The following is a 13,762-nucleotide window of genomic DNA, read 5'->3' on the forward strand; positions in this document are numbered from 1 at the left end:
CCACCACGTACATGGCCCGGATGCGGCCGTCGAGGCACCCCTCGACCATCTCGGTGACCACCAGCCCCTTCTCTCCTGGCGGCCGCAACCCCCAGGCTCGCTCGAAGCGGTCGAGGCTCGCCGGGGAATAATCGGCATAGCCCGGCAAGTTGGTCGGGATGCAGCCCGCATCCCCGCAGCCCTGGACATTGTTCTGACCGCGGAGCGGGGAGATCCCGGAGCCGGGGACACCCATCTGGCCGGCGGCCAGCGCGAGGTTCAGGAGCGCATGCGCATTGGCCGTGCCGTTGATGTGCTGGGTGATCCCCATGCCCCAGATGAGGCAAGAGCCCGAGAAGGGGGGACGCGCATACCAGCGCGCGGCGCGAGCGATGTCCTCGGCCGGCACCCCGGTGACCTCTTCGGCATAGGCGAGGGTGTAACTCGCGAGCGAGGCCGCCCACGGCTCGAAGCCCTCCGTGCGGGCGCGCACGAAGTCGAGGTTCGCGAGCCCCTCGTCCAGCAGCACCCTGGCCATGGCGTTGAAGAGCGCCACGTCGGTGCCGGGACGCTCGGAGAGCCACAGGTCGGCCTGATCGCAGAGCTCCACGCGCTTGGGGTTCACCACGATCAGCCGGGCGCCGCGGCTCACCGCGCGCCTGAGCCTCACGGCGATGACGGGATGGTTCGCCGAGGCGTCCGACCCCACGACCATGAGGCAGCCGGATTCCTCGTAGTCCTGGAAGGAGTTGGAGGTGGCGCCCGAGCCCATGGAGACGAGCATGGCCTCCACCGACGGGGAGTGGCAGAGGCGCGTGCAGTGGTCCACGTTGTTGGTGCCCATGACGGTCCGGGCGAGCTTCTGGATCACATAGCCGTCCTCGTTGGTGGCCTTGGCCGAGGCCAGCGCCCCGAAGCGGCCGAGGTGCCTCGCGAACCCCTCGGCGGCCGCCTCCAGCGCCTCCTCCCAGCCGACCTCGCGCCAGATGCCGTCCCGCTTGACCATGGGCATCGTGATCCGGTCGCGGGAGTGGACGAAGCCCGTGCCGAAGCGCCCCTTGACGCAGAGCATCCCCTCGCTCGAGGGGTTCCCGGGCGCATCGTCGGCCATCATCGCGAGCCGCCCGTCCCGGCGCACCCGGAGCGTGAGACCGCAGCCGACGCCGCAATACGGGCAAGTGGTTTCCACCTCCCGGGCCACGGGCGCGGGTGCCTCTTTCGGGCGGAGGGCGCCCGTGGGGCAGGTGGCAACACATTGGCCGCAGGAGGTGCAGATGGAGGACGACATGAGGCCGTCGGCGAAGACGCCGACGCGCGCATCGTGGCCTTTCCCGACGAGCGAGATGGCGGCGATGTGCTGGACCTCGCCGCAGGCGGTCGTGCAGCGGCCGCAGAGGATGCACGCCTCCCGGTCGAGGACGAAGAACGACTTGGAGTCGTCCACGACGAAGCGGTGATGCGGTGGGAAGCTCGGGCGGGCGAGGCCGTGCCGCTCCGCCGCCTCTCCCACCTCGTGGAAGCCGCCGCGGTCGGTGCCGGGGTTGAGCATCGAGAGCGTGAGGTCGAGCACCGCGCGGCGCGTTCTCACGGCCTCCGGATGCCGCGTGTCGACCACCATCCCGTCCCGCGCGGGCAGGTGGCAGGCGGCCGGGGTGCCGCGCAGCCCGTCCACGTGGACGAGGCAGCTGCGGCAGGCGCCGAGCGCGGGGCGGTCGGGGTCCTTGCAGAGCTGTGGCAGGGCGATGCCGAGACGGTTCACGGCGTCCAGCACCGTGGCGCCGTCGGGCATCTCCACGGGCTGGCCGTCGATGATGACGCCGAGGGTCACGGCAGCGCTTCCGGGAACCCGGCCAGCGCCGAGAGGATGGAGAGCGGCGCGGCCTGCCCCAGACCGCAGAGGGAGGCGAGCCTCACCACCTCGCAGAGCTGGCGCAGCTCATCCGCGCTCGCCCGCAGACCGCCATCCAGCATGTCGCGCAGCCGCGCCGTCCCCTCGCGGCAGGGGGTGCACTTGCCGCAGGACTCGCGCGCATTGAAGTCGAGGAGCGTGAGCACGACATCTCGGATGGACACCGAGTCGTCGAGCGCCACGATGCCGCCGCTGCCGGGGGAGACGGCGCCTCCCGGCAGCACGGGCTCGTCCAGGAGCCTCGGGTGGACGAGGCTGCCAGAGGGGCCCCCCAAGAGCACGGCCTGGAGCCAGCGGCCACCGGGGGGCTCACCGCCGCCCGACGCGAGGACCTCGCGCAGTGTTGCCCCCATCTCCAGCTCGACGATACCGGGGCGGCTCACGTGGCCCGACAGCCCGACGCACTTGGTGCCATGCCCCCGTCCCAGCGATGTCCACCACGCGGCGCCCCGGCGGAGGATGAGCGGCACCGCCGACAGCGTCTCCACGTTGTTGATCACCGTGGGGCGCCCCCAGAGTCCCGCCTCGACGGGGAAGGGGGGCTTGGCGCGGGGCATGGCGCGGCGTCCTTCGATGGACTCCATCAGCGCCGACTCCTCGCCGAGCACGAAGCCGCCGGCGCCGCGCCTGATCTCGATCTCCACGGAGAGATCGCTGCCGAGGATCCGCTCGCCGGCCAGCCCCCAGCCGCGAGCCTGCCCGACGGCATGCTCGAGGCGCGCGGCCGAGAGATGGGCCTCGCCGTGAACATAGAGGTAGATGCGGCTCGCGCCGGCGGCGTCGGCCGCGAGCAGGGCCCCCTCGAGGAGCCGGTGCGGGTCGCCTTCCATGAGGTGGCGGTCCTTGAAGATGCCGGGCTCGCCCTCCTCGCCATTGACGATGAGGTACCGGGGCTCGCCGGCGGCGGCCCGGGCGCCTTCCCACTTGATCGCCGCGCGGAAATAGGCGCCGCCCCGGCCGGCCAGCCCGGCCGACTTCACGGTGGCGATGACCTCCGCGGGGTTGCCCGCAGCAAGGGCCTCGGCCAGCGCGGCATAGGAGCCGCGACGGATGGCGTCGGCGATGTCGCCGGGATCGGTGAGGCCGCAGCGCTCGGTAAGGACGCGGCGCTGCCCCGAGAGCCACGCCGACACCTCGGGCTCCTGCACGAGCCGTCCGGCCGCGGCGGCGTCGAGGAGGCCGCCCACCCGGTCGGCGGTGATCCCTGCCGCGATCACCGGCGCGCCGTTGGGCGGGATCACGGTGACGGCAGGCGCCGCCCAGCAGAAGCCGCCGCAGCCGCCGGCCACCACGGCCGCCTCGATCCCGCGCCGCCCTGCCTCGGCTTCGAGGGCACGGAGCGTCTCCTCGGCGCCGACCGAGACGCCGCAGGAGCCCACGCCCGCCACGAGCCGCAGCCCCGGGGAGTCGGCAGCGGCGGCCGCGCTCTCGAGGGCGGCGAAGCGCTCTCGCGCGCCCCCTCGTCCTGGCGGCGGCGCGGGCACGGGAGCGAGGCGCGAGGCTGCCGGCGCGACCAGCGGGGTGGCGGGAGGCGGCTCGTCCGATCCCAGCAGCGCCAGCAGGCGCCCCTGCTTGTCAGGGGCCAGCCTCCCGAGCTGACGGCCATCCACCTCCACCACCGGCGCCATGGCGCAGTTGAAGGCGCAGTCGAGACGCTCGAGGGTGATGGCGCCGTCCGCCGTCCTGCTGTCGGCCGCGACGCTGAGCCGACGCTCGAGCGCCGCCAGCAGCTCCAGCGAGCCCTTCACGCGGCAGGACACGCCGACGCACACGCGCACGATGCGCCGCCCGGGCTCGCTCAGCCGGAATTCCGGGTACTGGGTGGCAACGCCATACACCTCGCTCCGGGGCACGCGCAGGTGATCGGCCACGGCGAGCAGCGCCTCGGGCGACAGCCAGCGCTCGCGGTGCTGCACCGCCTGGAGGGCGGGCAGGAGCCAGCTGCGCTCGCGGGGGAACCCGCCGAGGATCGGCGCGCGGTCGGTCATGGCCACCGGATCCTCTTCAGCGGGCCGTGGGAAGGGGGTCCTCGAGCCCGGCCTCGGCGAAGCCCTTCTTCCTGAGGAGGCAGGAGTCGCAGAGGCCGCAGGCGCGGCCGTCGGGCTCGGGCTCGTAGCAGGACCACGTGAGGGCGAAGTCCACGCCGAGGGCCTGTCCGCGGCGGACGATCTCCGCCTTGGTGAGCCGGATCAGCGGGGTGTGGATCGTGAAGCGGCTCGTCCCTTCCACGCCCGCCTTCGTGGCGAGGTTCGCCATCCGCTCGAAGGCCTCGATGTACTCGGGACGGCAATCGGGATAGCCCGAGTAGTCGAGCGTGTTGACGCCGATGAAGATGTCCTGGGCGCCGAGCACTTCCGCCCAGGCGAGCGCGTGGGCCAGGAAGATCGTGTTGCGCGCCGGGACATAGGTCGCCGGGATCCCTGCGCCAACGGCCGCCTCGCTCCGCCCCTTGGGCACCGGGACATCGTCCGTGAGGGCCGAGCCGCCGATGGCGCGGAGGTCGAGCCGCAGCACCAGGTGCTCGCCGGCGCCCAGCGCCGAGGCCACGCGACGCGCGGAGTCGAGCTCGCGGCGATGGCGCTGGCCGTAGTCGAAGGAGAGCGCGTGGCAGGCATAGCCCTCGGCGCGCGCCCCGGCCAGCGCCGTCGCAGAGTCGAGCCCGCCCGAGACGAGGACGACGGCCCTGCCGCCCATTCTTCCCCGCTCAGACGCCGCGGCGGGCGCCCCAGAGGAGGACGTGAAGCCGCGGCGAGAAGCGGAAGCCATGCCGCGTGCAGGCCTCCGCCACCCAGGGCGAGCGCGCGATGAGGTCCTCGCGCCTGATGGCCTCGGGCTGGAGCAGGATGCGCGCCCGGGGCAGCGCGAAGCGCTCGGCGAGCGCGAGGACCTCCGCCAGGTCGCCGTCGTCGGTCACCACGAACTTCCACCACGTCTCCCGCTCGAGGAAGGCCGCGATGGCGGTGGCGTTGATCCGGCGCTCCGCGGCGACCCCGGAGCCCGAGAGCTTGACGGACACGTTCCACTGGATCGAGCGCGGGGTCTCCGGCGGGGGCGCCAGCGTCCCGGAGGTCTCCACCTCGATGGCGAAGCCGCGGTCGGCGAGGCTCGCGACGACGGGCACGAAGAGGGGTGATTCGAGCGGCTCGCCGCCCGTCACCACCGCGCGGCGGCAGGGGAAGGCCGCCGCCTCTTCCACCAGCGCCTCGCACTCCACCTCGCGCCCGGCCTCGGCATCCCACGAGTATTTCGTGTCGCACCAGGCACAGCCTACGGAGCAGCCCTGCAGGCGAACGAAGACGGCCGGGGCACCCGCCGTGACGCCTTCACCCTGGAGGGAGTGGAAGACCTCGGCGACGCGGCCCGCGGTGGCCACCGGCGCCGTCATGGCCGGGAGCGGGCAAGGGCGCTGCCCGAGGTCGGTGTCTCGCGGATGGCGACGCGCTCGAGCCTGACGTGCGCCGGCAGCGCGCGCTCGATGGCGCTCCACGCCTCCCGCGTCAGGAGCTCGGCCGTGGGATTGCCGTCGAGCCGCACCACCCTGTCGGGCGCCTCGTGCTGGACCGAGGCGATGGCCTCCGCGAGCGGGTCGTCGGCGGCCAGGAGCGTCGCGTGGTCCCACTGGTCGAGGACGGCCTTGCGCACCAGCTCGCGCAGGTCCTCGAAGTCCATGACCATGCCGAGAGGATCGAGCCGCTCGGCGCTGACGGTGAGCTCGAGCCGATACGTGTGGCCGTGCAGCCCGGCGCACTTGCCCGCATGCCCGCGGATCCTGTGAGCCGCGTCGAAGGTGTAGGAGGTCTGCAGCTCCATGGGCCCGGCCAAATGGTACCACCCCCTCTGGGGTCAGGTCTTGCATTCCAACATCGGTCGGGGCGCGTGCTGGATTGCAAGACCTGACCCCGGTCAGGCGATGCCGGTGTGGATGGTGACGGAGCCGAGGCCGAGGCGGCGCCAGGTCACGCCCCGCAGCCCCGCCGACTCCATCAGATGCGCGAGATCGGCCGGCGAGAGAAAGCGGTCCACCGACTGGGGAAGATAGGCGTACGCCTCGCCGTCGCGCGCCACGAGGCGCCCGATCTGCGGCACGACGCGGTGGAAGTAGAAGCGGAAGAGCGGCCGGAAGCCCGGCGCCTCCACCTGAGTGATCTCGAGCGCCACCACGCGCCCGCCGGGGCGGGTCACCCGCCGCATCTCGGCCAGCCCCAGGCCGAGGTCGGTGAGGTTACGCAGCAGGAAGGCCGAGGTGACGCAGGCGAAGGCGCGGTCCTGGAAGGGCAGGGCCAGCGCATCTGCCGCCACGAGACGGATCCGGCCGTGGCCCCCGGCGTGGCGGATCTTCTCGAGCGCCACGGCGAGCATCCCTTCGGAGAAGTCGGCGCCCACGACGCCCCGGTGGGGATGGGTCTCGCGCAGCTCGAGGGCGAGGTCGCCCGTGCCCGTGGCCAGGTCCAGCGCCGGCCCTTCGGGCGAGGGGATGGTCTGCCGGGCCGCCGCGCGCCGCCACGAGTGGTGCATGCCGAAGGTCATGAGGCCGTTCATCAAGTCGTAGTGGCGCGCGATGCGCGAGAACATCTGGCTGACGAAGCGGGCCTTGTCCGGCCCGGCGCCGAGCGCGGGCTCCCTCATGCCCAGCGCCCCGCGAGCACCGCCGCGAAGAAGATCACGGCGATGTAGCCGTTGACGTTGAAGAAGGCCATGTCCAGCCGCGAGAGGTCGGTGGGCGAGACCAGCGAGTGCTCGTAGACGAGGAGCCCGGCCACCACCAGCACCCCCGCCCAGTAGAGGAGCCCGAGCCCCATGGCCCAGCCCAGGGCGGCGAAGGCGCCCACCGTGAGGACGTGGCAGGCCTGGGCGGTGCGCAGCGCCGCCGCGATGCCGAAGCGCGCCGGAACCGAGTGGAGCCCCGCCGCCCGGTCGAAGGCCGCGTCCTGGCAGGCGTAGATGAGGTCGAAGCCCGCGATCCACACCGTCAGCGCGAACCAAAGGATGAAGACGGGCGGGTCGAAGGTGGCGCGCACCGCGATCCACCCGCCGGCGGCGGCGATGCCGTCGGTGAAGCCCAGGATCCAGTGCGAGAGCCAGGTGAAGCGCTTGGTGTAGGAGTAGCCCACGAGGAAGAGGACGGCCAGCGGCGAGAGCGCCAGGCAGAGCGGGTTGAGCATCGCCGCCGAGGCGAGGAGGAGCGCGCCGGAGAGCAGCGCGGCGGCGGCCACCGGCCCGGGGCGGAGGAGGCCCGACGGCAGGTGCCGGGACCGTGTTCGCGGGTTGAGCGCGTCGAGCCAGCGATCCGCGAGGCGGTTGACGCTCATGGCCAGCGTGCGCGCCCCGACCATCGCCAGCGTCACCCAGAGGAGGACGCGCCAGCCGGGCCAGCCGTCGGCCGCCAGCACCATCGCCACGTAGGCGAAGGGCAGAGCGAAGACGGTGTGCTCGAACTTGATGGCGTCGAGGAAGTGGTGAACCGCGCCCGGCTCGCTCATGCTCGCCGGATCTCCGTCGCCGCTCGCCTCGCCGTGAGGCACGTCTCGGCTCGCACGGCTCGCTCACGCTCGCCAGGCTTCCACTTCGCTCGCCTCGCCGTGAGGCACGTCTCGGCTCGCACTACAGGCCGTATTCGGGCCAGCGGCGGGTGACGAGGGTGCGAATTTCCTCGCTCATGACGATCTCGTCGGGCCAGGGCTGGCCGATGTCGTCCATGGCACTCTTCTCGGTGGCGTCCACGCCGAGCTTGCCGCCGAAGCGGTGGCGGAGGGCGGCGTGGTCGAGGTCGTCCGTGGGGCCCTCGATGACCACGAGGTCGCGCCGAGGGTCGATGTTGCCCGTGGCCCGCCAGGCCACCTCCGAGAGATCATGGACGTTGACGGTGTCGGACACGACCACGATGGTCTTGGCGAGCATCATGAGCCCGAGCCCCCAGAGGGCGTACATCACCTTGCGCGCCTGCCCCGGATAGCGCTTGCGGATGGAGACGATGACCAGGTTGTGGAAGACGCCCGCGGCCGGCATGTTCATGTCCACGACCTCGGGAAGCAGCAGGCGGATGATGGGCAGGAAGATCCGCTCCGTGGCCTTACCCAGCCAGTAGTCCTCCTGCGGCGGGCGGCCGACGATGGTCGTGGGGTAGATGGGGTGCTTGCGCCGTGTCACCGCCGTCAGGTGGAACACCGGGTACTCACGGGCCAGCGAGTAGTAGCCGGTGTGATCGCCGAAGGGGCCTTCCACGCGGCGCTCGGCCGGGTCCACGTAGCCCTCCAGCACGACCTCGGCCCCGGCCGGGACCTCGAGGTCCACGGTCTTGCAGGCCACCATGGGCACCCCGGCGCCGCGGAGCCACCCCGCGAAGACCATCTCGTCGATGCCCGGCGGCAGCGGGGCGGAGGCCGCGTAGATGGCGGCGGGGTCCCCGCCCAGCGCGACGGCCACCTCCATGCGGCTCCGCGACTGCTCCTCCGCCACGCGGTGGTGCTCGGCCGAGCCCTTGTGGACCTGCCAGTGCATGCCGAGCGTGCGGTCGTCGTACACCTGCAGGCGGTACATGCCCACGTTGCGTGCGCCCGCGACGGGATCGCGGGTGATGACCATCGGCAGCGTGATGTAACGGCCGGCGTCCCCCGGCCAGCAGCGGAGGATCGGCAGCTCCGCGAGGCTCGGCGCCGCGGTCTCCACCACTTCCTGGCAGGGCGCCGATCGCACGCGCCTGGGCCCGGCCTTGGCGAGATCGAAGAGGTCGCCGAGCTTGCGCAGCTTCTCGAAGAGGGTGCCGGGCATCTTGAGGTCCAGGAGGTGCGCCACGCGGGCGGAGAGATCGTCGAGACGCTCCACGCCCAGCGCCGCGGCCATGCGCCCCGGAGCGCCGAAGGCGTTGATGAGGACGGGCGTGGAGAAGCCCTCGACGCGCTCGAAGAGCAGCGCCACGTTCCGCTCCGCGGGGCCTCGCGAGATCCGGTCGGCGATCTCCGTGATCTCGAGGTCGCGCGTGACGGGGGCCGCCACGCGCCGGAGCTGTCCCCGGCCTTCCAGATGCGCGATGAACTCGCGGAGGTCGGCGAACGGCACAGCCGGCGCCTCACTCGTGGTAGTACAGCTTCACGAGCAGGCCGGCGATGACGGGGAAGGACAGGCTCGGTACGACGCGGGCGAAGACGAAGTGCCAGCCCATGAGCGGCGCTTCCCAGGCGATGATGCGCTGCAAGCCGAACAGCGACCAGGCGGTCATGTAGGCCACGAGCGGTCCGAGCGCCACCCCCGAGTTGGCCAGCACCACGAGGAGCGGCATGCTCACCATGGGCCCGCCCGGGGTGATCATGCCGGCGAGCGTGGCCATCAGGATGGCCGTGAGCCCCGACTGGCGCCCGAAGTAGCGGGCGACGGTCTCGTGCGGGATCACCACCTGTAGCATCCCGGCGAGGATCAGCGCGGGGACCAGCCGCGGCAGCAAGAACCACAGCAGCGACAGTCCCGTCCGTGCCCCGATCCACGGCAGACCCGGGTCCTTCCAGTACGCCACGGCCGCGAAGAGCAGGGCGAGCAAGATCAGGATGAGCGCGGAGAGATCGAACAGCGGGGCTCGCGGCATGAAAGGGATTATACGCCAATGAGCTATACTGGCCGCGGCGGCGTTCGCGCCGCCTTCGCGTATGCACTGGACCATCCAACGGAAGCTCACGGCGCTGGTGCTGGTGGTCCTCCTCCCGCTGCTCGCGGGCGTTCTCCTGGAGTTCCGGGGGGAAACCTGGGTGGCGCGCGAACGCGCCCAGGAGGAGCTGCTCGCGACGGCGCAGAGCGTAGCGCGCCAGCTCGATGCGGTGCTGAGCGGACAGATCGAGAACCTCGACGCGCTGGTGACGCTGCGGGGGATCGAGCGCCTCGAGGATGGTGACCTGGCCGCCTTTGCCTCCCGGGTGCGCGTGGCCCATCCCTTCGTCCGCGAGCTGTTCACCGCCGGCGCCGACGGGCGCCTCCTCGCTGTGAGCGGCTCGCGCGCCGTCGGGGCGACGCCGTCCGTCGCCGACCGGGCCGACTTCCGCGCGGTGATGCAGGCGCGGGCGCCGCGCGTGGGCGGACCCCAGCCCGGGGTCACCGATCCGCGGCTGGCCGTGCCCATCCTCGTGCCTGCCCTGGACAGGCAGGGCACCTCGCTGGGCGTGGCCGTCGCCGAGATCGACCTGGCGGCGCTGTCGGCCTTTCTCGAGGGCGCGCCACGCGGACAGCGGGGCGAGGTCGCCGTGCTCACGGCGGCCGGCACCGTCGTCGCCCGGACCGGCGCGGAGCCGCGACAGCTCGGCCGGCCCCTGTCCTCGGAGCCCGCGTCGCTGGCCCTGATCCGCCAGGGCAACGGGGTGGCCGAGTGGCGCTGGGAGGACGGCCAGACGCGGCTGGCCGGGGCTGCCGCGATGCCGCGGACAGCCTGGGTGGTCGTGGCCACCATGGCCTCGGAGCTGACTTCCGCGGCGGGCGGCGCGCGCCTGCTCAGCGATCTGCGCTGGGTCGCGCTCGTCACGCTGCTGGCGCTCCTCGCCGCCTCGGTGATCAGCCGGCGGATGAACCGCTCGGTCCAGGCGCTCATCGCCGGCGCCCGGGGCCTCGCGGAGGGCGAGGGAGCCCCCATCGTGGTGCCGACGCGCGACGAGCTCGCCGAGCTGGCGGAGCGCTTCAACCGGTCCGTCGACACGCGACGGGCGGCGCGGGCCGCCCTCGAGGCGCGGCAGCGGGGGGTCGAGGCGCTCGCCGAGGTGAACCTGGGGCTGTCGCGCCAGCTGGAGCTCGAGCCGCTGCTGAAGCAGGTCACCGACGCGCTGGCCCGCCTCACCGGGGCCCGGAACGTGGTCCTCTGGGGCGTGGAGGACCGGGTCCGCCGGCTCGTCCGCCGCGCCTGCACCTGCGACGCCGCGATCTCACTGGAGGGCTTCCCGGAGAGCCTCGCCTTCGGCGAGGGCGCCACCGGCTGGATCGCCGACAATCGCCGGCCGCTCGTGGTCGACGACGTCACCGGCGACGCCCGCATGTACGCCGTGCCGTGGGCGCGCGCCCACGGGCTCCTCGTCTTCGCCGGTGTGCCCGTGCTCGCGGCGGACGAGCTGGTCGGAGTGTTGACCCTCAACCTCGATCGCGGTCACGTCGTGGACGATGACGAGCGGGCGCTGCTCGTATCCTTTGCCTCGCAGGCCGCCGTGGCCCTGCGCAACGCCCAGATATTCGCGCGGACCGAGGCCCGGCGACGCATGGCCGAGACCCTCGCCGATCTGGGCCGGACCCTGGCGCAGGCCCTGGACCCTGACGTCGTGGCCCGCCAGGTCGTCGACCACGTGCGCGGGCTCCTGCGGGTGCACTCCTCGGCCCTGTTCCAGCTCGATCCCCAGTCGGGTGATCTCGTGGCGCTGGCCGTCACGGGGGAGGTGGGCCCGACCCTCTGCCCGGGCTTGGTCTTTCCCCGCGGCATGGGGGCCGCCGGGCTCGCCGTGCAGTCGGGCCTGCCCGTCGTGTCCCGCAATGTCCTCACCGATGCGCGCATCACGCTCAACTCGGAGATGCGCGAGGCCATCGAGCGCTCGGCTCACCGGGCGGTGCTCACCGTGCCGCTCACCGCCCGGGGCACGGTCGTCGGGGCGCTCTCCGTGGGGGACCGCGAGGACCGGGAGTTCGACGCCGAGGAGATCGGACTCCTCCAGGCCTTCGCCGACGCGGCGGCCCTGGCGCTGGACAACGCCCGGCTCCACGAGCAGACGCGACAGCGGCTGCGCCACCTGGACTCGCTCCGCGAGGTGGTCGAGCAGATCCTCGAGCCGCTGAGTCTCGAGGACCGGCTCAACGTGATCACGCGGAACGCGGCGGAGCTGGTCGGGGGCGACCGCGCCACGCTGGCCCTCATGGCGCCGGCGGGTGACGGGCTCGAGGTTCGCGCAGGCTACAAGCTCTTCCAGGGCGAGCTCGGGTCGCAGGTCGCGCTGGGGCAGGGGGGGCTCGGGGTGGCCGCTGACACGCGCGAAGGCGTCCTCGTCACCGACTACCAGGGCTGGCCGCATCGCAGCCCGCTCCTGGTCGCCCGCCAGGGGGAGCATCCGATCCTGGGCGCCATCGCCTATCCGCTCCTCGTCCGGGACCAGGTCATCGGCGCGCTGTCGGTGGGCACCTGCACCCCCGGCAAGCGCTTCTCCGCGGCCGACGTCGACCGGCTCGCGAGTCTCGCCGGGCCCGCCGCACTGGCCATCGAGCACAGCCGCCTCTACCAGGAGCTCGAGGCGAGACTCTCCCAGCTCCAGGAGACCCAGGCGCAGCTCGTCCAGGCTGCCAAGCTCTCCGCCGTGGGCCAGCTCGTGTCCGGCGTGGCGCACGAGCTGAACAACCCGCTCTCGGTGGTCATGGGCCACAGCCAGCTTCTCCTCTCGAAGGAGCTGCCGCCCGCGCTCCGCCGTCCCCTGGAGCAGATCCTCGCCCAGGGGGCGCGCATGGCGAAGATCGTGCAGGGGCTGCTCCTCTTCTCCCGCCAGCGGAAGCGGACCCACGAGGCCGTGTCGCTGCCCCGGATCATCGAGCAGACACTGGCGCTGCGTGCCGACCAGCTCCGCCTGTCGGGGATCCGCGTCGAGGTCGAGCATGCCGCGGACCTGCCGCCGGCGGCGGGCGATGCCCACCAGCTCCAGCAGGTGTTCCTCAACCTCCTGCTCAACGCGGAGCAGGCCATCGCCGGCCCCGGCGGCGGCGACCGCATCAGCATCCGGAGCTGGGCGGAGGTCGAGCGGGGCAAGCCGCGTGTGCGCGTGGAGGTGAGCGACAACGGCCCGGGGATCCCCCCCGACGTCCTCCCACGGATCTTCGACCCGTTCTTCACGACCAAGGCCGTGGGCAAGGGCACGGGGCTCGGCCTCAGCGTCTCCTACGGCATCATCGAGCAGCACGGCGGCCGGCTCATCGCCGAGAGCCGGCCGGGTCACACGGTGTTCACCGTCGAGCTGCCCGCGATGGCGGAGGCGGCCGCGGCGGCCCCGGCGCCGCCGGCGCCACCCCCGCGGGCGGCGGGCCTGGGGCGCCGCGCGCTCGTGGTGGACGACGAGCCCTTCATCGTGGACTTCCTGACCGCCCTGCTCCAGGAGAGCGGCTGGGAGGTGGACGCCTGTGGCGGCGGCCGGGCCGCGCTCGAGTGCGTGCGGCACGGCCGCTACGACCTGGTCATCTCCGACATGCGCATGGCCGAGGGCACGGGCGAGGAGCTCTACCGGGCCGTCGCCGTCCAGCGGCGCGAGCTGGCGCGGCGCTTCCTCTTCATCACGGGGGACACGGCGAATCCGCAGGTGTGGAAGTTCCTGGAGGAGGTGGGCGTGCCGGTTCTCGCGAAACCGTTCAGCGCGGATGCGCTGCTCCGCGCGGTGCAGCAGCTGACCGCTTGACTTCGGCCACTCCGCTCGCGTAGATGAGGGAATGACCAAATCGGAGCTGGTCGCGGTCATGGCGAAGGCCTCGGGCGGGACCAAGGTATCCTCGGAGCGGGCGCTCAACGCCTTTCTCGACACCGTCTTCGAGTCGCTCAAGAAGGGCCGGCGCGTCACCCTCGGCGGATTCGGCACGTTCATGGTCAGTCGGCGGGCCGAGCGCGACGGACGCAACCCCCGCACCGGCAAGGTCATCAAGATCCCGGCCGCCAGGGTCCCGCGCTTCAAGCCCAGTCGCGCCCTCAAGGCCGCAGTCCTCTAGGCCCGGACGGGGGTTGTCGCCGCCTGACTCGCGGGCTCTCGCCTGCGGGCGCCCGGTGGCAGGGTCGTCGCCTTGACAGGGCGCGAGACCGCCACGTAGAATGGCGGCGCGTTGGGGGATCGTCTAGTGGTAGGACGCGTGGCTCTGGACCACGTAGCGGGGGTTCGAATCCTCCTCCCCCAGCCA

General features: G+C 72.6%; 11 protein-coding genes and 1 tRNA gene. 3 read left to right on the forward strand and 9 right to left on the reverse strand.

Translation table 11 applies throughout. The features are described 5' to 3' along the window. From HYV93_08370 to HYV93_08410, 9 genes are all read right to left on the reverse strand, one after another. Positions 1 to 1,807 (reverse strand): molybdopterin-dependent oxidoreductase (locus HYV93_08370; GenBank protein ID MBI2525983.1); only part of this gene is annotated, 1,807 nt, incomplete at its 3' end. Beyond that, positions 1,804 to 3,876: an NAD(P)H-dependent oxidoreductase subunit E gene (locus tag HYV93_08375; GenBank protein MBI2525984.1), complete on the reverse strand. Its 2,073-nt coding sequence runs from the start codon at positions 3,874 to 3,876 to the stop codon at positions 1,804 to 1,806. The genes HYV93_08370 and HYV93_08375, both read right to left, overlap by 4 nt. 16 nt (positions 3,877 to 3,892) lie before the next feature. Then, positions 3,893 to 4,582: a 7-cyano-7-deazaguanine synthase QueC gene (gene queC, locus HYV93_08380; protein MBI2525985.1), complete on the reverse strand. Its 690-nt coding sequence runs from the start codon at positions 4,580 to 4,582 to the stop codon at positions 3,893 to 3,895. Positions 4,583 to 4,592: 10 nt separating this feature from the next. Further along, the gene (locus HYV93_08385; protein MBI2525986.1) at positions 4,593 to 5,261 is read right to left on the reverse strand and encodes a 7-carboxy-7-deazaguanine synthase QueE; all 669 of its coding nucleotides are present in this window, start codon (positions 5,259 to 5,261) and stop codon (positions 4,593 to 4,595) included. An 8-nt stretch (positions 5,262 to 5,269) separates the two neighbouring features. Continuing rightward, positions 5,270 to 5,698, reverse strand: coding sequence for a 6-carboxytetrahydropterin synthase QueD (gene queD, locus HYV93_08390; protein ID MBI2525987.1), 429 nt, complete (start codon positions 5,696 to 5,698; stop codon positions 5,270 to 5,272). Between the two features lie 93 nt (positions 5,699 to 5,791). Further along, positions 5,792 to 6,514: a class I SAM-dependent methyltransferase gene (locus HYV93_08395; GenBank protein MBI2525988.1), complete on the reverse strand. Its 723-nt coding sequence runs from the start codon at positions 6,512 to 6,514 to the stop codon at positions 5,792 to 5,794. Beyond that, positions 6,511 to 7,368 (reverse strand): UbiA family prenyltransferase, encoded by an 858-nt coding sequence (locus HYV93_08400; protein MBI2525989.1) that lies wholly within the window; start codon positions 7,366 to 7,368, stop codon positions 6,511 to 6,513. The genes HYV93_08395 and HYV93_08400 overlap by 4 nt, the downstream gene beginning before the upstream one ends. A 121-nt stretch (positions 7,369 to 7,489) precedes the next feature. Next, entirely contained in the window at positions 7,490 to 8,944 is a 1,455-nt protein-coding gene (locus HYV93_08405) for a menaquinone biosynthesis decarboxylase (GenBank protein ID MBI2525990.1), read from the reverse strand. Positions 8,945 to 8,954: 10 nt separating this feature from the next. Next, positions 8,955 to 9,464 (reverse strand): permease, encoded by a 510-nt coding sequence (locus tag HYV93_08410; protein ID MBI2525991.1) that lies wholly within the window; start codon positions 9,462 to 9,464, stop codon positions 8,955 to 8,957. A gap of 61 nt (positions 9,465 to 9,525) precedes the next feature. Between HYV93_08410 and HYV93_08415 the strand changes: the two genes are divergently transcribed. From HYV93_08415 to HYV93_08425, 3 genes are all read left to right on the forward strand, one after another. Next, positions 9,526 to 13,272 (forward strand): GAF domain-containing protein, encoded by a 3,747-nt coding sequence (locus HYV93_08415; GenBank protein MBI2525992.1) that lies wholly within the window; start codon positions 9,526 to 9,528, stop codon positions 13,270 to 13,272. 31 nt (positions 13,273 to 13,303) lie between these two features. Further along, the gene (locus tag HYV93_08420; GenBank protein MBI2525993.1) at positions 13,304 to 13,576 is read left to right on the forward strand and encodes an HU family DNA-binding protein; all 273 of its coding nucleotides are present in this window, start codon (positions 13,304 to 13,306) and stop codon (positions 13,574 to 13,576) included. A 112-nt stretch (positions 13,577 to 13,688) separates the two neighbouring features. Continuing rightward, positions 13,689 to 13,762, forward strand: a tRNA-Gln gene (locus tag HYV93_08425).

It is taken from the genome of Candidatus Rokuibacteriota bacterium (genome assembly GCA_016188005.1).
Lineage (GTDB): Bacteria > Methylomirabilota > Methylomirabilia > Rokubacteriales > CSP1-6 > UBA12499.

Coding starts and splice junctions, on each gene's coding strand:
- HYV93_08375 (MBI2525984.1), bottom strand. CDS start 3,876: ATGACCGACCGCGCGCCGATCCTCGGCGGGTTCCCCCGCGAGCGCAGC.
- HYV93_08415 (MBI2525992.1), top strand. CDS start 9,526: ATGCACTGGACCATCCAACGGAAGCTCACGGCGCTGGTGCTGGTGGTC.
- HYV93_08400 (MBI2525989.1), bottom strand. CDS start 7,368: ATGAGCGAGCCGGGCGCGGTTCACCACTTCCTCGACGCCATCAAGTTC.
- queC (MBI2525985.1), bottom strand. CDS start 4,582: ATGGGCGGCAGGGCCGTCGTCCTCGTCTCGGGCGGGCTCGACTCTGCG.
- HYV93_08410 (MBI2525991.1), bottom strand. CDS start 9,464: ATGCCGCGAGCCCCGCTGTTCGATCTCTCCGCGCTCATCCTGATCTTG.
- HYV93_08395 (MBI2525988.1), bottom strand. CDS start 6,514: ATGAGGGAGCCCGCGCTCGGCGCCGGGCCGGACAAGGCCCGCTTCGTC.
- queD (MBI2525987.1), bottom strand. CDS start 5,698: ATGGAGCTGCAGACCTCCTACACCTTCGACGCGGCTCACAGGATCCGC.
- HYV93_08420 (MBI2525993.1), top strand. CDS start 13,304: ATGACCAAATCGGAGCTGGTCGCGGTCATGGCGAAGGCCTCGGGCGGG.